Source organism: Streptomyces sp. NPDC079020, from assembly GCF_044542225.1.
GTDB lineage: Bacteria > Actinomycetota > Actinomycetes > Streptomycetales > Streptomycetaceae > Streptomyces.
Map to the genome: position 1 here is coordinate 551,615 of NZ_JBITUB010000001.1, position 19,675 is coordinate 571,289.

Below are 19,675 nucleotides of genomic sequence, written 5' to 3' on the forward strand. Positions count from 1 at the left end.
GGGTGGAGCTAACAGCGTTAGCCCCACTATGAGCTAACGCCGTTAGCCACGTCAACCCGGATGCGTGACCCTGCCGCGCCGTGAGGGTTGCCGCCGGCTCCCGCGCAGGGGAGAGATCGCCGGGCCCATCGGTCACCTCGGGCCGTGGGATCCAGCCGCGACGGCGCCGGCCCGGCGGGACTCCCGGACGGGCCGCCCGCCTCCCGGGGACGCGCCCTCCCCCGCACGCGCCGAACTCCTGGGCGCCGCAGATCGCGTGGCCCGGAGCGCCGGGGCCCCGCCCGTACGCACCGCTGCCGTGCGGACGGTCACTCCGCCCCGGTCACCGCGCTCACGCGGGCGCGAACAGCACCTTCGCCGAACCCGGGTCCGCCTGGGTGAGCCGGACGTCCAGCCGCTCCCCCAGCGGGAGCCGCGCGGCGCCGCCCTCGATCCGGGCGACGATCGCCGGGTCCGCGAGGTGGACGGTGCCGACGGCCGGTTCCCGGTCCTTCACATCGACGACGTACGCCTCGAAGACCTGGCCGACCCGGTCCTTGAGGAGGGCCGCCTCGACCAGGTCGACGCAGCCGCGCTCGACCGCGTTGGCGCGGCGCGTCCCCTCCGCCATCTCCTTCGGCAGGGCGGCGAGGGCCTCCCGTACCCACTCCGGCGGCTCCTTGCCCGCGACCGCCGCCAGGCAGAGCTCGGCCGCGTACCGGTCGACGAGTCGGCGCAGCGGCGCGGTGCAGTGGGTGTAGAGCTCGGCGACGGCGGCATGGACGGCGGGTGTGGGCAGTTCACCGTGTTCGAAGACCGTGTACCCGGCGCCGCGCAGCAGCGTGGTGCACTCCTGGAGAAAGGCGGCGTGGTTGCCCTTCCCCGGGTCGAGGGAGCGGACGACCTCGGCGTACGGGACATGGTGCGGCCAGTCGATGCGCAGAGCGCCGGCGGAGCGCCGCAGCCGGGCGACGGCGCCGTCCGGGGCGACCGGCAGCGTACGGAGGATGCCGGTGCCCGCCTCGGCCATGAGGCGGGCGGCGGCCATGCCGGTGAGCAGGGAGAGCTGGGCGTTCCAGCCTTCGGCGGGCAGCGGGAGGCGGTACTGGAGGCCGTAGCTGCCGCCGTGTTCGGTGATCTCCTGCTCGGGCGCATTGAGCGAGATGCCGCCGCGGGCGGTCTCCTGCTCCTCGCGGAGCCGTCCGATCTCCTTGAGCAGGGCGAGGGGTTCCTCGGCCGTGCCCCGGTCGATCTGCCGCTGGACGCCCGCGTAGTCGAGTCTGGCGCGGCTGCGTACGAGGGCCCGGCGCACGTCCGCGGTGACGGCGCGGCCCTCCGCGTCGAGGTCGATCCGCCAGAGCGCGGCGGGGCGGGTCTCCCCGGGGAGCAGGCTCGCGGCGCTCTCCGACAGCCGCTCGGGGTGGAGCGGGATCCTGCCGTCGGGGAAGTAGAGCGTGGTCGCCCGGCGGTGGGCCTCGGCGTCGAGCGCGCCTCCCGGCCGGACGAAGGCGGCGATGTCCGCGACGGCGTAGTGCACCCGGAAGCCGTGGGGGCGGCGTTCCAGGTACATCGCCTGGTCGAGGTCGGTGGAGGCGGGCGGGTCGATGGTGAGGAACGGCAGGTCCGTCGCGTCCTCGTGCGCCGAGAGATCCGGCGCCTCCGCCGCCTCCCCCGCCTCGGCGAGCACATCGGCGGGGAAGCCCTCGGGGAGGCCGAGTTCGGTGCGCAGGTCACGCAGGGCGGTCCCCAGCGCGGTGTCTGCCGCTCCGGTCAGGTGGAGATGGCGGCGGGGCATGGAACCGAGCGTAGGGCCGGGCGCGGCAACCGGCATCCCGGGCCCGGGACGGACAGGGCGGCCCGGCTCCCGGGCGGGACCGGCGACGGGCAGCCCGTGAGCGGCGGGCCCCTCGCCGCGCGTACCGGTGCTCCGAGGGGCGCCGCGCACCCCCGTACCCTTGCCGGGGGCCCTGTGCGCAGGCCGGGTCCCTCTGCTTGCGTACGAAGGAGAACCGCCCGTGCTCGTGCTGTTGCCGCCCTCCGAAGGAAAGGCCACCTCGGGGCGCGGAGCACCCCTGAAGCCGGAGTCCCTGTCCCTGCCCGGGCTGGCCGGGGCGCGGGCGGCGGTCCTCGACGAGCTGGTCGGCCTGTGCCTGGCCGACGAGGACAAGGCCCGTGCGGTGCTCGGGCTGAGCGAGGGGCTGCGGGGCGAGATCGCCAAGAACGCGGAGCTGCGGACGGCCGGGACCCGTCCGGCCGGGCAGGTCTACACGGGTGTGCTGTACGACGCGCTGGATCTGGCCTCGCTGGACACGGCGGCCCGGCGGCGGGCCGGGAAGTCGCTGCTGGTGTTCTCCGGGCTGTGGGGCGCGGTGCGGGTGGGCGACCGTATCCCCTCGTACCGCTGCTCGATGGGGGTGAACCTGCCGGGACTCGGCGCCCTCGGGCCGTTCTGGCGGGCCCCGATGGACGCGGTGATGCCGGAGGTGGCCGGGGACGGGCTCGTACTGGATCTGCGCTCGTCCGCGTACATGGCGGCGTGGAAGCCGAAGGGCGGGACCGCGGCGCGTACGGCGAGCGTGCGGGTGCTCCACTCCCAGCTGGTCGACGGGGTCGAGAAGCGGTCCGTGGTGAGCCACTTCAACAAGGCCACCAAGGGCCGCATCGTCCGCGATCTGCTCGTGGCGGGCGCACGGCCGGGGAAGCCCGCCCAGTTGGTGGAGACGCTGCGGGATCTCGGGTACACGGTCGAGGCGGCGGCCCCCGCGCGGGCCGGGCAGCCCTGGGCGCTCGACGTGGTGGTGACGGAGATTCACTGACCACCCCGGACCATCGCGTTGCATCATGCGCAACGCTCGTTGCATGGAACGCTGTGTGCGCGGCAGGATGACCCCATGACCTCCTCCGCGCCCTCCGCCGCGCCCGCCGCCCCGTCCGCCTCCGTGCTGGACCTCGCACCCGTCGTCCCCGTCGTCGTCCTCGATGACGCCGCCGACGCGGTACCGCTGGCACGGGCCCTGGTCGCCGGCGGCCTCCCGGCCATCGAGGTGACGCTGCGGACGGCCGCCGCGCTCGAAGCGATCGCGGCCATCGCCGCGGAGGTCCCTGGCGCCGTCGTGGGCGCGGGCACGGTGATCTCCGCGCGGAACGTGACCGACACGGTCACCGCGGGAGCGCGCTTCCTGGTCAGCCCCGGCTGGACGGACACGCTCCTGGACGCGATGAAGGCATCGGGCCTGCCCTTCCTGCCCGGTGTCTCCACCACCTCCGAGGTGGTGGCGCTGCTGGAGCGCGGGGTCACGGAGATGAAGTTCTTCCCGGCCGAGGCGGCGGGCGGCACGGCCTATCTCAAGGCCCTGTCCGCACCGCTCCCCCAGGCCCGTTTCTGCCCGACCGGCGGCATCTCGCTCGCCTCCGCCCCCGCCTACCTGGCCCTGCCGAACGTCGGCTGTGTCGGCGGCAGCTGGATGGTGCCGGGGGACGCGGTGGCGGCGAAGGACTGGGCACGCGTCGAGCGTCTGGCCGCCGAGGCGGCGGCGCTGCGCGTCTGAGGCCGGAGGGGCCCCCGGGGCTCAGCTCAGGTGCGAGGTGTCGTTGAGTACGCGCACGGACGCGTTGCCGTCCGCGTAGTACGCCACCGTCGAGATCGAGGCCGCCGAGAGCTCCATGCGGAACATGGACTGCGGCGGGGCCTCCAGGGCGAGCCTGATCAGCGTCTTGATCGGGGTGACATGGGTGACCAGGAGCACCGTGCGGCCCGCGTAGCGGGAGACCAGGCGGTCACGGGCGGCCGAGACGCGCTCGGCGACCTCGGCGAAGCTCTCGCCGCCGCAGGTCGGGGCCGCGTCCGGGGAGGCCAGCCAGGCGGTCAGGTCCTCGCCGTGGCGCTCGCGCACCTCGGCGAAGGTCAGCCCCTCCCAGGCTCCGAAGTCCGTCTCGCGCAGGCCGTCCTCGACCGTGACGTCGAGGCCGAGGCGGGCGGCGACGGCCGCGGCGGTCTCGCGGCAGCGGCGCAGGGGTGAGCTGACGATCGCCTGGAGCGAGCCCCGCGCGGCGAAGTGCTCGGCGGCGCGGGCCGCCTGGTCGCGGCCCGCCGCCGAGAGTTCGGGGTCGGTGCCGCCACTGCCGGAGAACCGCTTCTCGGGGGTGAGGGCCGTCTCGCCGTGCCGGAGCAGGACGAGTGTGGCGGGCGCGCCCAGATCCGGGGCGGTACCCCAGCCCACCTGCGGGGCGGGGGCGGAAGCCGGGGCGGTCCGGGTGTCCGCCGGGGCGGCCGGGGCCCGCGTGGCCGCCTGCGGGTGTGCCGCGCCTGCGGCACGGGCCCCGGCCAGGGCCGCGCGGGCCTTCGCCGCGCCCGCCGCCGCGTCACCGGGCGGCCCCTGGACCGGGGGAAGCCCGCCGCGGGGCGTGTCGAGGTCCGCCGTCGAGGACGACGGCTCCCACTGCCCGCCCCGCCGGCCCGCGTCCATCGCCTCGTTGGCCAGCCGGTCCGCGTGCTTGTTCTGCGCCCGGGGGATCCACTCGTACGTGACGCCGGCGGGCGGGAGGACGGCGGCCGCCCGCGCCGCGAGCGGCTTCATGTCGGGGTGCTTGATCTTCCAGCGCCCCGACATCTGCTCGACCACCAGCTTGGAGTCCATCCGCACACGCACCTGGACGGAGCCGTCCGACGCGTCCGGGAACAGCGCCTTCGCGGCTTCCAGACCGGCGATCAGGCCCCGGTACTCGGCGACGTTGTTCGTCGCGACGCCGATGTACTCGGCGGCCTCGGCGAGCGTCTCGCCGGTGGCCGGGTCGATGACGACGGCACCGTATCCGGCGGGCCCCGGGTTGCCCCGGGAACCGCCGTCGGCCTCGACGACAAGCTGACGGACCGGGGGCATTACAGGCCCGACTCCGAGGTGCGCACCAGGATGCGGTGGCAGTTCTCGCAGCGCAGCACCGTGTCGGGTGACGCGGCCTTCACATCGTTGACCTCGGTGATGTTCAGCTCCAGCCGGCAGCCCTCGCAGCGGCGCTGGTAGAGCCGGGCGGCGCCGACCCCGCCCTGCTGGGCGCGGAGCTTGTCGTAGAGCTTCATCAGGTCCGCGGGGATGATCTCGGCGACGACCTCGCGGTCCTTGGCGATACCGGCCGCCTCGTCGTCCAGCTCCTTCGTCGCGGCGTCGCGGCGGGCGGTCGCGTCGTCGGCCTTGGCCTGGACGGCCGAGACCCGCTCGGTCAGCTCGGTGACCCGCTCCTGCGCGGACTCGCGGCGCTCCATGATTTCGAGGACGACGTCCTCCAGGTCGCCCTGGCGCTTGGCCAGCGAGGTGATCTCGCGCTGGAGGCTCTCCAGGTCCTTGGGGGAGGACACCGCGCCGGAGTCCAGCCGCTGCTGGTCGCGGACGGCGCGCTGGCGCACCTGGTCCACGTCCTGCTCCGCCTTGGTCTGCTCGCGGGTGGTGTCGCTCTCCTCGGTCTGGGAGGCGACCAGCAGGTCACGCAGCTGGGCGAGGTCGCTGCTGAGCGACTCGATCTCGGCGTGCTCGGGCAGCGACCGGCGCTTGTGGGCGAGCTGGGAGAGACGTACGTCGAGGGCCTGGACGTCGAGGAGTCGGATCTGGTCGGCGGGCGCGGCGTTCAGTTGGGGGCTCCAGAGGAATGGTGGGTGGTCCAGGGGTCGGTGACCCGCTTCGAGACATGGACCCGCAGGTCCCATCCGTGGCGGTCGGAAATCGCGTCGAGCTGCGCGGCGGCCTGCTCGCACCAGGGCCACTCGGTGGCCCAGTGCGCGGCGTCGACCAGACCGAGCGGCGAGTGCTGGACGGCCTCGGAGGCCGGGTGGTGGCGCAGGTCGGCGGTCAAGTAGGCGTCGACGCCCGCGGCGCGGACCGCGTCGAAGAGGCTGTCGCCGGAGCCGCCGCTGACGGCGACGGTACGCACGAGCGCCTCCGGGTCGCCGGCCAGCCGGATGCCCTGCGCGGTGGCGGGCAGCCGGGCGGCGGCGCGGGCGGCGAAGGCGCCGAGGGTTTCGGGGTGGTCGAGTTCGCAGATCCGGCCGAGGCCGCGACGGCCCCGGGGATCGGCCGGGTCCGGTGCGAGGGGGCCCGTGACGCGCAGGTCCAGGGCTCCGGCCAGTGCGTCGGAGACGCCCGGGTCCGCGGTGTCGGCGTTGGTGTGCGCGACGTGCAGCGCGATGCCGTGCCTGATGAGGGTGTGCACGACCCGGCCCTTGAAGGTGTCGGCGGCGACCGTCGTCGTACCCCGCAGATAGAGCGGGTGGTGGGTGACGATCAGCTGGGCGCCGAGGGCGAGGGCCTCGTCGGCGATCTCCTGGACCGGGTCGACGGCGAACAGCACCCGGTCGACCTCCGCCCCGGGCTCGCCGCACACCGTACCGACCGCGTCCCATCCCTCGGCCCGCTCGGGGGGCCAGAGGGCGTCGAGCTCGGCGATGACTTCAGACAGACGGGGCACGGGGGAAAGGCTACCTGCCCCCGTGCCCCGGCGGCCATGGCCGCCGGACCTGTGCTCCAGGACCGGCGGCCGGACATGAATCGTTACGTCGCGGGCCCGGCCCGCTACTTCACGAGGTCGGCGCGCAGGTCGTCCAGGACCAGGTCCGCCGCGGTGACGCCGAGGCCGAGGTACCAGGTCTCGTCGGAGACGTCCTTGGCCTGTCCCGCCTTGACCGCGTCGAGGTTCTTCCACAGCGGGTTGGCCTGGGCGGTGTCGCGCTTGGTGGCCTTCACGTCCCCGTACACGCCGGTGAAGATCCAGTCGGCGTCCGCCTCGTCGATCTTCTCGGGGCTGATCTCCGCGGCGAGGTCGTTGATCTGCTGGTTCTTGGGACGGGGCAGGCCGGCGTCCTCAAGGATCGTGCCGATGAAGGACGCCCTGGCGTACAGGCGGATCTTGTCCGGCAGGTAGCGGACCATGGAGATCGTCGGCTTGTTCGGGCCGATGTCCGTGCCGAGCTTCTTGGCCTTCGCCTCGTACGCGGCCAGCTCGGTCTCCGCCTTGGCGGTGCGGTCCAGCGCCTCGGCGTTCAGGAGGTAGTTCTCCTTCCAGGTGAAGCCCGGACGGATGGAGAACACGGTCGGCGCGATCTTGGACAGCTCGTCGTACTTGTCGGCGGCGCGCAGCTGGCTGCCGAGGATCAGGTCCGGCTCGAGCCCCGCGATCGCCTCAAGGTTGAGGTTGTTGATGGTGCCGACGCTCTTCGGGCTGCCCGCGTCCTTCTCCAGGTACGAGGGGATGGCCGCGTCGCCCTCGGAGGGGGCGTAGCCGACCGGCTTCACACCCAGCGAGACCACGTTGTCGAACTCGCCGACGTCCAGGACGACGACGCGCTTGGGGGCGGCCTTCAGTTCGGTCTTGCCCATGGCGTGGGTGAGGGTGCGGGGGAACTCGCCGGGCGCGGCGTCCGTGCCGTACGCCGCCGTCTTCTCCGCCGCGTCACCGAAGTCCTTGCCGCCCGTGGCGACGGCCGCCTTCTTGTCGCCGCCGGCGTCGGCCTTGGCCGAGTCACCGTTCTTGCCGCCGTCGCTTCCGCAGGACGAGAGGGTGAGGGCGGCGGCCACCGCCAGGCCGACTGCGGCGGTGCCGCGGCGTCGAAGGGACATCTCTTGCTCCAGTTGTGGGTCACACAGGCATTGCTTAGGGCTGCCTAACCTTAGCCACGGTCACCCTCGGCAGCACACCCACCCCTCCTTCTCAGGCGAATCGGGACATCACCACCCTTATGTGTGAAGTGCAGGGTGTGGCGTTGTTCGGCAGGAAGTGCGAAAACTAGCTTCGGTTGCCGGAGGTGACGAGTCCATGACTGTCTGTGCCATCGAGGGCGGGACCACCGGGGCCGCCACGACGGCGGAACCCCTGCCCGAAGAGCCCGTCGAGCCGGAGGAACCCGGGACGCCGGACGTACCCGACGCCCCGGGGGCACACGGCGCCCACGGGGCCGCCGGTGCGCCCGGTGAGAGCCATGCGCCCGGTGGGAGCCATGCGCTCGGTGGGAGCCACGCGCTCGGTGGGACCTGTGCGCCCGGCGCGTACGGGACCTTCGCGCTCACCGCCGACGCCGCGTACGCGGCCCGGCTCACCTTCGCTCCCGGAAACCCCGGGGGGCGGGCCTGGTACCCGGAACGCTGGACCCTCGACGGGCCCGAGCCGTACGCGGTGCCCCTCCCCCTCGACCAGCCCGAGGAGCCGGACTCCCAGGTGGTGCCGCTCGCCGACGGCCGGGTGCTCATCCGGCGGCGGGTCGCGGAGCACCACGCGTTCTCGCTGCTCTACCCCACCGGGCCCGGAACCGGCGAACTCCCGCTGGGCGCGGTCGAATGCGCGGAGCTGACGCTGCTGCCGCCCTCGCCGGACGGCCGGAGCGTGTACGCCCTGTCGGCCGGTGAGCGCTCCACCGCGCTCTGGCTGGTGGCGGGCGGAGCCTTCGGACCGGAGAAGGTCACGGACGTACCGGGCCGCTGCTCCGGCGGGGTGTGGCTGGACCGGGAGGGCCGGATACTCGCCCTGGACCGGCGGACGGCCGACGACGGCCCGGTGAAGGCGGTCGCCCTGGACCTGGGGCGGGGCGGTGAGCTGACGCCGCTGCTGGAGATCACGCCGGAGAGCAACGACCGGCTGCTGCTCGCCGACGCGGACAGCGGGCTGCTGCTGCTCCGGTCAGACGCGCCGGGCCACGACCGGCTCGGGTGGGGGGTGCTCGGCAGCTGTCTGCCGGTGCGCTTCCCGGAGTGCCTGCGTCCGGCGGATGTCGCGGTGACCCCGTTCGCCGTACAGCCGGGACAGATGCTGATGCCGGAGAGCTGCGCCGTGGGGCTGCGGATCGACGGGGCGGCGGGCAGCTGGCTGGGGGTGTGGCGCCCGGCGGGCCGCCGGCTGCACCAGCTCGCCGCGCCGCGGGGCTGGCTGGCCGGGGCCGGTTTCTGGAACCGGGACGGCGTGCTCCACCTCCCCTGCGCGGAGCCGGGAACAGGCTGCGCCGTCGCACGGCTGGAGGCCCCGGTGGACGACGAGCCCCGCGCCGGGGCGGATCCGGCCGCCGGGGACGGGGCGGGGGGCGCGACCTGGGACGGGACCGGAACGCAACCGTCCGCGGCTCCCGCCGGTCCTGCTGTGTGCAAGCCCGTTCCGCTGGGGCAGGCGCCTCTCGGCAGACGCACGGGACAGCCCTTAAACTCGGGTGCCTGGGCTACGCAGCCGTTCCGGGCGGATGCCGACGGTGACCGCGTCGGTGACGGTGGCGGGGCTTGCGACAACAAGTAAGCGATCACAACGGGGTGACTTCCCACATGTCTGAAGCCCGAACAGACACGACCCAGACGCGTCCGCCGGGGGCGGACGCGGACCGGGCCGAGACCGGCGGTTCCGGAAAGCACCGAGGGGGTGCGTCGATGGAGAACACGGCCGCGCAGCCGCACGGCCGCCACCGCCGCCCCTCCGAAGGGGGAAGCAGAGCGGCCTGAGCCCGCGCTGCGACCGCACAGGGAAACCGCGCGGCACGAGAAAGAAGGGGCCCGCTCCGGCCGTCCGGCCGGGGCGGGCCCCTTCGCGTCTTCTCCCGGGCGCGGCTACGCCCGTTTGAGGCCCAGGACTTCCGCCGCCGCGAACGTCTCGTTCGGGGGACGGTCCTCGTAGTACGGGGTGATCAGCCCGTCCAGCTCGTCGAAGGTGAACGTCTCCTTGGCCGCGTCGAACTTCGCCGCCACCTTGGGCCGTTCGACGATCGCGACCATGCCGCCGTGGACCACGAGCAGCTGCCCGTTGACCCTTCCGGCCGCCGGGGAGGCCAGATAGCCGACGAGCGGCGAGACATGCTCGGGGGCCAGGGCGTCGAGCGTGCCGTCGGCCGGTTCCTGGAAGCCCGCGAAGACATCCTCGGTCATACGCGTACGGGCGCGCGGGCAGATGACGTTGGCGGTGACGCCGTACTTGGCCAGGGCCAGGGCCGTCGAGGTGGTGAGGCCGACGATGCCGCCCTTGGCCGCCGCGTAGTTCGGCTGGCCGGCCGAACCTGCCAGGAACGCCTCCGACGAGGTGTTGACGATCCGCCCGTAGACGGGGCCGCCGGACTCCTTGGAACGGGTGCGCCAGTGGGCGGCGGCGAAGTGCGTGGTGTTGAAGTGGCCCTTGAGGTGGACCCGGACGACCGAGTCCCATTCGTCCTCGGTCATCGAGAAGATCATCCGGTCCCGCAGGATGCCCGCGTTGTTGACCAGGATGTCGAGCTTTCCGTACGTGGACACGGCCAGGTCCACCAGGGCGCGGGCCTGTTCGTGGTCGGAGACGTCGCCGAGGTGGGCGACCGCCCGGCCGCCCGCCGCCCGGATCTCGGCGGCGACCTCCTCGGCGGGGGCCGCCGACGCCTCGCCGGAGCCGTCGCGGCCCGGCTGCCCGTAGTCGTTGATGACGACGGCCGCGCCGAGCCGGGCCAGCTCCAGTGCTTCGGCGCGCCCGAGGCCCCGGCCCGCGCCGGTGACGATCGCGGAGAGGCCGTCCAGGGGTAGTGACATCGCAAGTCCTCAATGTCGGTGAATGACTCGGTCGGTGGGGACGGGGGCCGACCCCGTCGGGGGCGGGGATCCGCCCATCGGGGGGTGCGGCGCTGCCCCGTCCCGGGGCGGCGTCAGAGTTCGACGCAGGTACGCAGCGACACGCCGGTCCTCATCTGCTCCAGGGCGTCGTTGATGCCGTCCAGCCGCACCCGGTGAGTGATCATCGAAGCGAGGTCGATCCGGCCGGCCCGCCAGAGCGCGATGGCCCGTTCGTAGGAGCGCAGGACGTCCCCGCCGCCGTACATCGAGGGCAGGATCCGCTTCTCGTCGAAGAACAGCTCGAACATGTTGACCTGGAAGTTGTCGTCCATCGCCCCGGCGCCGACGATGCAGAGGGTGCCACCGCGCCGGGTGTTCTCGTACGCCGTGCGGGCGGTGGCGGACTTGCCCACGACCTCGAAGACGTAGTCGAAGCCCTCGCCGCCGGTGATCCGCTGCTTGGCGTCGGCGAACTCGTCCGGGGACACCGCCTCGGTCGCACCGAACTTCAGCGCGGCCTCGCGCCGGGAGGCGACCGGGTCGACGGCCACGATCTGGGCGGCGCCCTGGACCCGCGCGCCCTGGACCGTGGAGATGCCGACCCCGCCGCAGCCGATCACGGCGACCGACGAACCGGCCTCCACCTGCGCGGTGTTGATGGCGGCGCCGAGTCCGGTGGTGACCCCGCAGCCGATCAGCGCGGCGATCTCGTAGGGCACGTCGTCGGGGATCGGGACGGCGCAGCCCGCGCCGACCACGACCTCCTCGGTGAAGGTGCCGGTGCCCGCGAACCCGAAGACCTCACCGCCGGGACGCCTGAAGTTGGGGGTGCCCGCGTTCATGAAACCGGCCAGACAGAGCTGTGTCTGACCGCGCCTGCACGAGGGGCAGGTGCCGCAGGCGGGCAGCCAGCAGACCAGCACCCGGTCCCCCTGGCTGAGCCCGGTGACACCGTCGCCGATGTCGAGGACCTCGCCCGCGCCCTCGTGGCCGGGGATGAAGGGGGCGGGCTGCGGAAGCACGCCGCTCATCGCGGAGATGTCGGAGTGGCACAGTCCGGTGGCCCGGATACGGAGCTTGACCTTGCCGGGGCCGAAGCCCACCGCCTCGACATCGTCGAGGACTTCCAGTTTGTCCTGGCCTATCTCGTGCAGTACGGCTGCGCGCATGGTGCGGCTCCCCTCGGATCGGCTCTTTCAGGAGTGTTCGACGAGCGTGTCCACCAGTACCGGCGCGTCGTCGCGCTCGACGGCGCCCACCGCGACCTGGATACGGCCGTCCCCGGACCACATCCGGATCCGGAGGGTCTCGCCGGGGAAGACCACTCCGGCGAAGCGGGTGCTGTAGGCGGTGACGCGGGTGGGGTCGCCGTCGAGCAGCGTGTCGGTGACGGCCTTCAGAGTCATGCCGTAGGTGCACAGCCCGTGCAGGATCGGCCGGTCGAACCCGGCCAGCTTGGCGAACTCCGGGTCGGCGTGCAGCGGGTTCCAGTCGCCGGAGAGCCGGTAGAGCAGCGCCTGGTCCTCCCGGATCGCCCGCTCGACCGTGTGGTCCGGGGCCCGGTCCGGCGGGACGGGACGGGCGGAGGGGCCGCGTTCGCCGCCGAAGCCGCCCTCGCCGCGGACGAAGATCTGGGAGTCGTTGGTCCACAGCGGACCGTCGTCGTCGGACGCTTCGGTGCGCAGGACGAGGACGGCCGCCTTGCCCTTGTCGTAGACCGCGGCGACCCTCGACGTCTGCACGGCGCGGCCGCGTACCGGGATGGGCCGGTGCACCCGTACGGTCTGGCCGCCGTGCAGGACCGCGGCCAGGTCCACCTCGACACCGGGCGAGGAAAGGCCGCCCGCCGTGCCGGTGCCCGCTCCCGCGACGGTGGCGAAGCTCGGCAGCACCTGGAGCCGGGACTCCAGGGTGTAGCGCAGCTCGTCGGGGTCGGTGGCGGGGCTGCCCGCGCCGAGGCCCAGATGGTAGAGCTGGATGTCCTTGTGGTCCCAGCCGATCTCGGCTCGGCGGGGTTCGGCGGCGACCGCCGCTACGGCGTCAATGGGCATGGAGAAGCCGCTCCTTGATGGTGGGAAGACCTCGGCACGACCGTCCGCACCGTCGGCCGCACCGAGGTCGTGCGGGACCGGCCGGCACGCCCGTTCTAGAACGCGTTCTAGCCGATGGCCCATGTATAACGCAGCCCCCGGGAGTTGTGAAGACTGCTGACGACATGTCAGATGAGTTGCGTCGCAGGCCCGGACGCACCTTCCGGCCATGACATTTGTCATCCCGGAGCCCGTACACGCGGCTCTGCCGCGGAATCCGTGCGCTGCGTAGCGTCATGGCCATGAGGAAGACAACGGGGACAGCGGCCGGAACGGCGGCAGGGACGGCACCGGGAACAGCACCGGGGCCGTCGGCAGGAACAGCGGCGACGGGGCCCGCGGTGGTCTTCACCGGGACGGTCAAGACGTTCGGCAGGGCGGACCGGGCGGTACGGGCCGTCGACGGCATCGACCTGGAGATCGGGCGCGGTGAGACGGTGGCCCTGCTCGGCCGCAACGGGGCGGGCAAGTCGACCACGATCAGCCTGTTGCTCGGTCTGAACGACCCGGACTCCGGCACCGTACGGCTCCTGGGCCGCTCCCCCGACGAGGCGGTGCGCGCCGGTCTGGTGGGCGCGATGCTCCAGGACGGGCGGCCCATCCCCCGGGTGACGGTCCGCGAACTGGTCCGCTTCGTCGCCTCCACCTACCCCCGCCCGATGCCGGCCGAGGAAGCGCTCGCTCTCGCGGGCGTCACGTCGTACGCGGACCGGCGCGTCGACAAGCTCTCCGGCGGCCAGATCCAGCGGGTCCGCTTCGCCGTCGCGCTGGCCGGCAATCCGGAACTCGTCGTGCTGGACGAGCCGACCGCCGCCCTGGACGTGGAGGCGCGGCGCGCGTTCTGGCAGTCGATGCGGTCCTTCGCCGGACGCGGCAACACCGTCCTGTTCTCCACGCACTATCTGGAGGAGGCCGACGAGAACGCCGACCGGATCGTCGTCATCGACCGGGGCCGGATCGTCGCGGACGGCAGCGGTGACCGGATCCGCCGCTCGGCGGGCGGGAACCTCGTCTCCTTCGACCTGGCGGGAACCCCGTTCGGCCTGGCCGGAGACCCGGCGGACGGCCTCGGGCTGCTGCCCGGTGTCGTGGGTGCCGAGGTCCGCGGCGGGCGGGCGCTGCTGCGGACGGACGACTCCGACGCGACCGTCGTGGAGCTCGCCAGGATCGGTGCCGTCCGCGGCCTGAGCGTGTCCCGGGCCACGCTGGAGGACGCCTTCCTGGCCCTGACCTCGCCCGCCGGATCCCGTCTTCCCGGCACTTCCCGCCCCGCCGACGCCTCCGAGGAGACCGTGTGATGCTGCCCTACATCGTGCTCGAAATCCGCCGGACCCTGCGCGACAGCGTCTTCCTGATCTTCGGAACGGGAATGCCCGTGATGATGTACCTGCTCTTCACCAACCTGGGCGACGGCGGGGACTACGCCGACTGGAAGGCCGCGTCGATGGTCGGCATGGCGGCGTACGGAGCACTCGGCTCCGCCATGGCCATCGGTACCGGGATCGCCTCCGACAAGTCCCTCGGCTGGCTCCAGCAGTTGCGGATCACCCCGCTCGACCCGACCCGGGCCGTCGTGGGCCGGGCGGTCAGCGGTTCGGTGACCGTACTGCCGACCATCGTGGCGGTCCTGCTGGCCGGCGCCCTGGTCAACGGGGTGCGGCTGGCGGCCTGGCAGTGGATCGCGCTGGTGCTGCTGCTGTGGATCGGCGCACTGCCGTTCACCCTGCTCGGCATCGGCAACGGCTACCGGCTCACTCCGCAGGGCACCGGAGTGGTCAATGTGGCGTGCCTGATGGGTTTCGCGGTCATCGGCGGGCTGTGGTTCCCGCTCGGGGCGTTCCCCGCGTGGCTGCGTTCCGTCGGCGAGTACACCCCCGCCCACGGCTTCGCCGACCTCGGCTGGTCGGCCATCGCGGGACACGCGCCGGGCGCCGGGTCCGTCGCCGTGCTCGCCGGATGGCTGCTGCTCTTCGGCGGATACGCGGTGGTCTCGTACCGCCGGTCCGCGAGAACGGTGTGACGGGCCCCGCACCGGCCGGCGCGCCCCGTCAGGGCCTCGTCGTGGACCGGGCCCGCCGCCCCGGCAGCCACAGCAGCATCAGCACCACCCCGGCCAGCAGCACCGCGGCCGCCGTGCGGAAGGCCGTCGCGTACCCGGCGGTGACCTCGGCCGCGGCCGTGGAGCCTTCGGTGCGGGCGGCGGCGACCGTGGAGAGCACGGCGAGGCCGAGCGCGCCGCCCATGGTGCGGGAGGTGTTGACGAGCCCGGAGACCAGGCCCGCGTCGCCGGACGCCGCGCCCGAGGTGGCGAGGGCCGCCAGCGGCGTGGAGGCGAGTCCCGAACCCCCCATCATCAGGATGCCGGGGAGAAGGATCCCGGTGACGTAGGGGCTGTCGGCGGTCATGGCCGACTGCCAGCCGAAGCCCGCCGCGGTGACCAGGACACCGGTCACCGCCAGCCCCTTCGCCCCGATGCTCGCCATCAGACGCGGAGCGGCCTTCGAGCCGATGACGACGGCGACCGAGGTCGGCAGCAGCGCGACCCCGGCCAGCCAGGGCGTGTAGCCCAGCACGTTCTGCGCGTACACCGTCATGAAGTACCACATGGAGAAGGTGGCGGACCCGATCAGGAACATCGCCACGTTCGCCGAGGACACCGCCCGGACGCCGAGGACCCGCAGCGGAACCAGCGGGGCAGCCGTCAGGACCTCCACCAGGACGAAGGCGGCGAGCAGCAGCAGCCCGCCGAGCAGGGGGACGAGGGTGGCCGCGGCGGCCCATCCCTCGGCCTCGGTCTGCACGATCCCGTACGCGACGCAGGCGAGTCCCGCCGTGACGAGGACGGCGCCCGGCAGGTCGACGCGGCGCCGGTCGCCCGCCCGGCCCTCGGCCAGCCAGAGCGCCGCGCCGGCCAGCACGACGGCGCCGATGGGCACATTGACCAGCAGGACCCAGCGCCAGGAGAAGGCGTCGGTGAGCACCCCGCCGATCAGTCCCCCGGCCGCGCCGCCGCCCGCGCCGACCGCCATCCAGGTCCCGATCGCCTTGGTACGGGCGGGGCCCTCGGGAACGGCGGCGGTGAGGATGGTGAGGGTGGCGGGCGCGAGGACGGCCGCACCGAGCCCCTGGGCGGCGCGGGCGGCCAGGAGTTGCCAGCCCTCCTGGGCCAGTCCGCCCGCGAGGGAGGCCGCGGTGAACACACCGAGCCCTATCAGGAACATCCTCTTGCGGCCGTATATGTCCGCCGCCCGGCCGCCGAGCAGCATGAATCCGGCGAACGCGATCGAGTAGGCGTTGACGACCCACTGGAGTGCCGCGGCGCTCAGCCCCAGGTCGGTCCGCATCGACGGCAGGGCCACATTGACGACGGCCACGTCGAGGACGACGAGGAACTGACCGGTGCAGGCCGCGAGCACGACGGCCCAGGTGCGGGTTCTTGTCCGGGTGGGGGTGCGGGCGGGTACGGGTGTGGAGACGTCAGGCATGGAGGTCATGCTCGCAGGCGCCCGGTGCTCCGTACACGGGTGTGTCAGCGGCGCAGCAGGGTCACCACCGCAGCCCCGCCGAGCCCGATGTTGTGCGCGAGCCCGGTGCGTGCGCCCGGGACCTGCCGGGCCCCCGCCTCGCCCCGCAGCTGCCAGGTCAGCTCGGCGGCCTGGGCGAGCCCGGTGGCGCCCAGCGGGTGGCCCTTGGAGATCAGTCCGCCGGACGGATTGACGACCCACCGGCCGCCGTAGGTGGTCGCCCCGGACTCCACGAGCTTTCCGGACTCGCCCTCGCCGCACAGGCCGAGGGCCTCGTAGGTGAGGAGTTCGTTGATGGAGAAGCAGTCGTGCAGCTCGATCACGTCGAGGTCCTCGGCGCTGAGGCCGGAGGCCTCGTACACCTGCTGCGCGGCGGCCCGTGACACCGTCGCCCCGACGGCGTCGACGCAGGTGCCGGAGGCGAAGGACTCCTCGGTGTCGGTCGCCATGGCCTGGGCGGCGATCTCCACGGCCCGCTCCCCGAGCCCGTGCTGTTCGACGAAGAGTTCCGAGACGACGACGGCGGCGGCCGAGCCGTCGGAGGTGGGTGAGCACTGGAGCTTGGTCAGCGGCCGGTGGACGGTCCGGGCGGCGAGGATCTCCTCGACCGTGTACGGGTCCTGGAACTGGGCGTACGGGTTGTTCACCGAGTGCCGGTGGTTCTTGGCGCCGACGGCCGCGAGCTGTGCCGCCGTCGTCCCGTAGCGCTCCATGTGTTCGCGGGCCGCGTTGCCGAAGATCTGGGCGGTGGGCGGGGACATCTCGAAGCCGTGCGCGGCGGCCATGATCCCGTAGTGCCGGGCGACGGGCGAGGTCTTGAAGTCGGCCGCGCCGCCGTCCGCGCCACCGCCGCCGAGCGAGCCGCGCGCCATCTTCTCGAAGCCGAGGGCGAGCACGCAGTCGCTGATCCCGCCCGCGACGAACTGCCGGGCCATCATGAGCGCGGTCGAGCCGGTGGCGCAGTTGTTGTTGACGTTGTAGACGGGGACGCCGGTCAGGCCGAGTTCGTAGACGGCCCGCTGCCCGGCCGTCGAGGGCTGGAAGCAGTAGCCCACGGGCACCTGCTCGACCTGGTCGTACCGGATTCCGGCGTCGTCGAGGGCCTTGCCGCCCGCTTCCTTCGCCATGTCCCAGTACTGCCAGTCGCGGGTCTCGGGCTTCTCGAACTTCGTCATCCCGACGCCGACGATGTACGCCTTCATCATGTGTGCCCTTCAGTCCTTGGGGAGGCCGAGGATGCGCTCGGCGACGACATTGAGCTGGACCTGTGTGGTGCCGCCCGCGATGGTCAGGCAGCGCGACATGAGGAAGCCGTGCACGGCCCGTTCGGTGCCGTCCTCGGCGGTGGCGCCCGCCGGGCCGAGCAGTTCCAGGGTGAGTTCGGCGACCTTCTGCTGGTGGGTGGTCTGGATGAGCTTGCGGACGGAGGCTCCGGCGCCGGGCTCCCGTCCGGCGACCTGCTGGAGCGTGGTGCGCAGGCCGATGCAGGCCAGTGCGTGGGCCTCGGCGGCGAGCGCGCCGACGCGCGCCCGGCCCGCCCCGTCGAGCTCGGCCGAGCGGGCGATCAGTGCTTCGAGCCCGGTGTCGAAGGTCATCTGGTCGGCCATGTGGACACGTTCGTTGCCCAGGGTGTTGCGGGCGACGCGCCAGCCGTCGTCGACCCCGCCGACGACGGCGTCGGCCGGCAGCAGGACATCGTCCAAGTACACCTCGTTGAAGAGGGCGTCCCCGGTGATCTCCTTCAGCGGGCGGATGTCGATGCCCCGGGTGTTCCTCATGTCCACCAGGAAGTAGGTGAGGCCCCGGTGCTTGGGGGCGTCCGGGTCGGTCCGGGCCAGCAGGATGCCGTGGTCGGCCGACTGCGCGGCGCTCGTCCAGACCTTCTGTCCGGTGACGCGCCAGCCCTCGCCGGTCCGTACCGCCCTGGTGCGCAGCGAGGCGAGGTCGGATCCGGCGTCCGGCTCGGAGAACAGCTGGCACCACAGGAGTTCGCCGCGCAGGGTGGCCGGAAGGTAGCGGTCCTGCTGCTCCTTCGTCCCGTACGCGATCAGCGAGGGCACCACCCAGGTGGCGATGCCGAGGTCGCTGATCCTGATGCCCTGGTCCTTCAGCTCCCGCTGTACCGCGAGCTGTTGTACGGGTCCGGCGTCCAGACCGTACGGGGCGGGCAGATGCGGGGCCGCGTAGCCCGTGGGGGCGAGGGCGCGCCGGGCTTCCCGGGGGCCCAGGCCCCGGGCGGCCGCGAGGTGTGAGCGTGCCTCGGCGCGGTGACGGGCGGCCTCGGCGGGGAGTTCCAGGGTGAGTTCGCGGCGGGCGCCGCCTTCGGCGAGCCGGGCGGCCCGCAGCCGGTGGGCGTCCCCCGCGCCGAGCAGCTGGCGTGCGGCGACGGCGCGGCGCAGCTGGAGGTGGGCGTCGTGCTCCCAGGTGAAGCCGATGCCGCCGAGGATCTGGATGCAGTCCTTGGCGCAGCTGTACGCGGCGTCGAGCGCGGTGGCCGCGGCGAGGGCGGCGGTCAGCCCCCGCGCCCCGGCGCCGCTGCCGGACGTCCCCGCGCCGTCCGCGCTCTCCCCGGCCGCGCTCTCCCCGGCCGCGTCCTCCCCGGCCGAACCCGCGCCGACGCGGTTCTCGTCCGCGGTGCGGGCGGCGTCCCAGGTCAGGGCGCGGGCCTGTTCGACGCGGACGAGCATGTCGGCGCAGAGGTGCTTGATCCCCTGGAACTGTCCGATGGGGCGGCCGAACTGTTCGCGGACCTTGGCGTGTTCGGCGGCCGTCGCCAGGGACCGCGCGGCGCTCCCGCAGGCGTCGGCGGCGAACAGGGTGGCGGCGAGGTCGCGGACGAGCGCGGAGTCGGCCGGCACGGCGCGGTGCGCGGGGACGCGGACGCCGTCGGCCCGTACCTCGGCGGTGGTCCGGGTCGGGTCGACACCGCGGTGCGGGCGCACGGTCAGTCCGTCCGCGGCGGCGTCGACGGCGAACCAGCGCAGCCCGTCCGCGGTGGCGGCGGGGAGCAGCAGCAGATCGGCCTCGGCTCCGGAGAGTACGGGCGGGGCCGTGCCGTCGAGGAGGTGGCCCTCCCCGTCCGCGACCGCGGTGAGGGTGCCGGGGGCCAGGGCGAGGGCGCCGATGCGGGCGCCGGTGGCAAGGGCGCGCACGAGTTCACCCCGCTCCGCGCCGGGCGCCGCCGTCCCGGCCGCCGCGCCCGCCCCGGCCAGCACCGCGGCGGTCAGCGCACTGGCCAGATATGGCCCAGGAAGCGAGGCGTGGGCGGCCTCTTCGAGGACCACGGCGAGGTCCAGGAGCCCGCCGCCCCCGCCCCCGTACTCCTCGGGCAGATGGATGCCGGGCAGGCCCTGTTCGACCAGCCGTTCCCAGTGCGCGGGGCGTGCGCCGGGGATGGGCGGGGCCTGCGCGTCGAGGATCTTACGGATCTCCTCAGGTGGCACGGCACGGGCCAGGCATCCTCGTACGGCCTGCGCCACATCGCGGTGTTCTTCGGTGATTCCGATGCCCATTGCGGATCCTCGCCGGTCGCAGCCACTGGAACGGCGCAAGA

At 73.4% G+C, this 19,675-nt stretch carries 16 protein-coding genes; 5 read left to right on the forward strand and 11 right to left on the reverse strand.

Features of this window, described 5'->3' with window-relative positions; genetic code table 11:
• Positions 1-331: 331 nt before the first annotated feature.
• Positions 332-1,774 (reverse strand): RNB domain-containing ribonuclease, encoded by a 1,443-nt coding sequence (locus ACIGJO_RS02505; RefSeq protein WP_399950885.1) that lies wholly within the window; start codon positions 1,772-1,774, stop codon positions 332-334.
• A 220-nt stretch (positions 1,775-1,994) separates the two neighbouring features.
• On the opposite strand from ACIGJO_RS02505, the gene yaaA reads away from it, so the two are divergent.
• The gene (yaaA, locus tag ACIGJO_RS02510; RefSeq protein ID WP_399950888.1) at positions 1,995-2,795 is read left to right on the forward strand and encodes a peroxide stress protein YaaA; all 801 of its coding nucleotides are present in this window, start codon (positions 1,995-1,997) and stop codon (positions 2,793-2,795) included.
• A gap of 75 nt (positions 2,796-2,870) precedes the next feature.
• Entirely contained in the window at positions 2,871-3,527 is a 657-nt protein-coding gene (eda, locus tag ACIGJO_RS02515) for a bifunctional 4-hydroxy-2-oxoglutarate aldolase/2-dehydro-3-deoxy-phosphogluconate aldolase (RefSeq protein ID WP_399950891.1), read from the forward strand.
• 21 nt (positions 3,528-3,548) lie between these two features.
• On the opposite strand, the gene ACIGJO_RS02520 is transcribed toward eda, so the two are convergent.
• The 4 genes from ACIGJO_RS02520 to ACIGJO_RS02535 all read right to left on the reverse strand — a co-directional run bounded on the left by ACIGJO_RS02520 (position 3,549) and on the right by ACIGJO_RS02535 (position 7,583).
• The gene (locus ACIGJO_RS02520; RefSeq protein ID WP_399950894.1) at positions 3,549-4,859 is read right to left on the reverse strand and encodes a bifunctional RNase H/acid phosphatase; all 1,311 of its coding nucleotides are present in this window, start codon (positions 4,857-4,859) and stop codon (positions 3,549-3,551) included.
• Entirely contained in the window at positions 4,859-5,602 is a 744-nt protein-coding gene (locus tag ACIGJO_RS02525) for a zinc ribbon domain-containing protein (protein ID WP_399951710.1), read from the reverse strand. The genes ACIGJO_RS02520 and ACIGJO_RS02525 overlap by 1 nt, the downstream gene beginning before the upstream one ends.
• Positions 5,599-6,435: a Nif3-like dinuclear metal center hexameric protein gene (locus ACIGJO_RS02530; protein WP_399950897.1), complete on the reverse strand. Its 837-nt coding sequence runs from the start codon at positions 6,433-6,435 to the stop codon at positions 5,599-5,601. Before ACIGJO_RS02530 ends, ACIGJO_RS02525 begins: the two co-directional genes overlap by 4 nt.
• Before the next feature lie 104 nt (positions 6,436-6,539).
• A complete protein-coding gene (locus ACIGJO_RS02535; protein ID WP_399950900.1) occupies positions 6,540-7,583 on the reverse strand; it encodes an ABC transporter substrate-binding protein in 1,044 nt (347 codons plus the stop codon).
• Between the two features lie 196 nt (positions 7,584-7,779).
• On the opposite strand from ACIGJO_RS02535, the gene ACIGJO_RS02540 reads away from it, so the two are divergent.
• On the forward strand, positions 7,780-9,240 hold the full coding sequence (locus tag ACIGJO_RS02540; protein ID WP_399950903.1) for a hypothetical protein: 1,461 nt from the start codon (positions 7,780-7,782) through the stop codon (positions 9,238-9,240).
• Positions 9,241-9,545: 305 nt separating this feature from the next.
• Here ACIGJO_RS02540 and ACIGJO_RS02545 read toward each other — a convergent pair whose 3' ends face one another.
• The 3 genes from ACIGJO_RS02545 to ACIGJO_RS02555 form a co-directional block, all read right to left on the reverse strand.
• The gene (locus ACIGJO_RS02545; protein WP_399950906.1) at positions 9,546-10,487 is read right to left on the reverse strand and encodes a 3-oxoacyl-ACP reductase; all 942 of its coding nucleotides are present in this window, start codon (positions 10,485-10,487) and stop codon (positions 9,546-9,548) included.
• 113 nt (positions 10,488-10,600) lie between these two features.
• The gene (locus ACIGJO_RS02550) at positions 10,601-11,677 is read right to left on the reverse strand and encodes a Zn-dependent alcohol dehydrogenase (protein ID WP_399950909.1); all 1,077 of its coding nucleotides are present in this window, start codon (positions 11,675-11,677) and stop codon (positions 10,601-10,603) included.
• 27 nt (positions 11,678-11,704) lie between these two features.
• Complete coding sequence (locus ACIGJO_RS02555; protein ID WP_399950912.1) at positions 11,705-12,559, reverse strand: MaoC/PaaZ C-terminal domain-containing protein; 855 nt, start codon at positions 12,557-12,559, stop codon at positions 11,705-11,707.
• Positions 12,560-12,939: 380 nt separating this feature from the next.
• Here ACIGJO_RS02555 and ACIGJO_RS02560 point away from each other — a divergent pair, with 380 nt between their 5' ends.
• Positions 12,940-13,896 (forward strand): ABC transporter ATP-binding protein, encoded by a 957-nt coding sequence (locus ACIGJO_RS02560; protein WP_399951713.1) that lies wholly within the window; start codon positions 12,940-12,942, stop codon positions 13,894-13,896.
• Positions 13,896-14,618, forward strand: a complete 723-nt coding sequence (locus tag ACIGJO_RS02565) for an ABC transporter permease (protein WP_399950915.1) — start codon at positions 13,896-13,898, stop codon at positions 14,616-14,618. Before ACIGJO_RS02560 ends, ACIGJO_RS02565 begins: the two co-directional genes overlap by 1 nt.
• Before the next feature lie 28 nt (positions 14,619-14,646).
• Here ACIGJO_RS02565 and ACIGJO_RS02570 read toward each other — a convergent pair whose 3' ends face one another.
• Genes ACIGJO_RS02570 through ACIGJO_RS02580 form a run of 3 tightly spaced genes read right to left on the reverse strand, consistent with a single transcriptional unit; the run spans position 14,647 to position 19,634 of the window.
• Entirely contained in the window at positions 14,647-16,092 is a 1,446-nt protein-coding gene (locus ACIGJO_RS02570; RefSeq protein ID WP_399950918.1) for an MFS transporter, read from the reverse strand.
• Between the two features lie 35 nt (positions 16,093-16,127).
• Positions 16,128-17,324, reverse strand: coding sequence for a lipid-transfer protein (locus tag ACIGJO_RS02575; RefSeq protein WP_399951716.1), 1,197 nt, complete (start codon positions 17,322-17,324; stop codon positions 16,128-16,130).
• Positions 17,325-17,336: 12 nt separating this feature from the next.
• Entirely contained in the window at positions 17,337-19,634 is a 2,298-nt protein-coding gene (locus tag ACIGJO_RS02580) for an acyl-CoA dehydrogenase (protein WP_399950921.1), read from the reverse strand.
• Positions 19,635-19,675: the final 41 nt, after the last annotated feature.

Coding starts and splice junctions, on each gene's coding strand:
- ACIGJO_RS02505 (WP_399950885.1), bottom strand. CDS start 1,774: ATGCCCCGCCGCCATCTCCACCTGACCGGAGCGGCAGACACCGCGCTG.
- eda (WP_399950891.1), top strand. CDS start 2,871: ATGACCTCCTCCGCGCCCTCCGCCGCGCCCGCCGCCCCGTCCGCCTCC.
- ACIGJO_RS02520 (WP_399950894.1), bottom strand. CDS start 4,859: ATGCCCCCGGTCCGTCAGCTTGTCGTCGAGGCCGACGGCGGTTCCCGG.
- ACIGJO_RS02535 (WP_399950900.1), bottom strand. CDS start 7,583: ATGTCCCTTCGACGCCGCGGCACCGCCGCAGTCGGCCTGGCGGTGGCC.
- ACIGJO_RS02540 (WP_399950903.1), top strand. CDS start 7,780: ATGACTGTCTGTGCCATCGAGGGCGGGACCACCGGGGCCGCCACGACG.
- ACIGJO_RS02545 (WP_399950906.1), bottom strand. CDS start 10,487: ATGTCACTACCCCTGGACGGCCTCTCCGCGATCGTCACCGGCGCGGGC.
- ACIGJO_RS02550 (WP_399950909.1), bottom strand. CDS start 11,677: ATGCGCGCAGCCGTACTGCACGAGATAGGCCAGGACAAACTGGAAGTC.
- ACIGJO_RS02555 (WP_399950912.1), bottom strand. CDS start 12,559: ATGCCCATTGACGCCGTAGCGGCGGTCGCCGCCGAACCCCGCCGAGCC.
- ACIGJO_RS02565 (WP_399950915.1), top strand. CDS start 13,896: ATGCTGCCCTACATCGTGCTCGAAATCCGCCGGACCCTGCGCGACAGC.
- ACIGJO_RS02570 (WP_399950918.1), bottom strand. CDS start 16,092: ATGACCTCCATGCCTGACGTCTCCACACCCGTACCCGCCCGCACCCCC.
- ACIGJO_RS02575 (WP_399951716.1), bottom strand. CDS start 17,324: ATGAAGGCGTACATCGTCGGCGTCGGGATGACGAAGTTCGAGAAGCCC.
- ACIGJO_RS02580 (WP_399950921.1), bottom strand. CDS start 19,634: ATGGGCATCGGAATCACCGAAGAACACCGCGATGTGGCGCAGGCCGTA.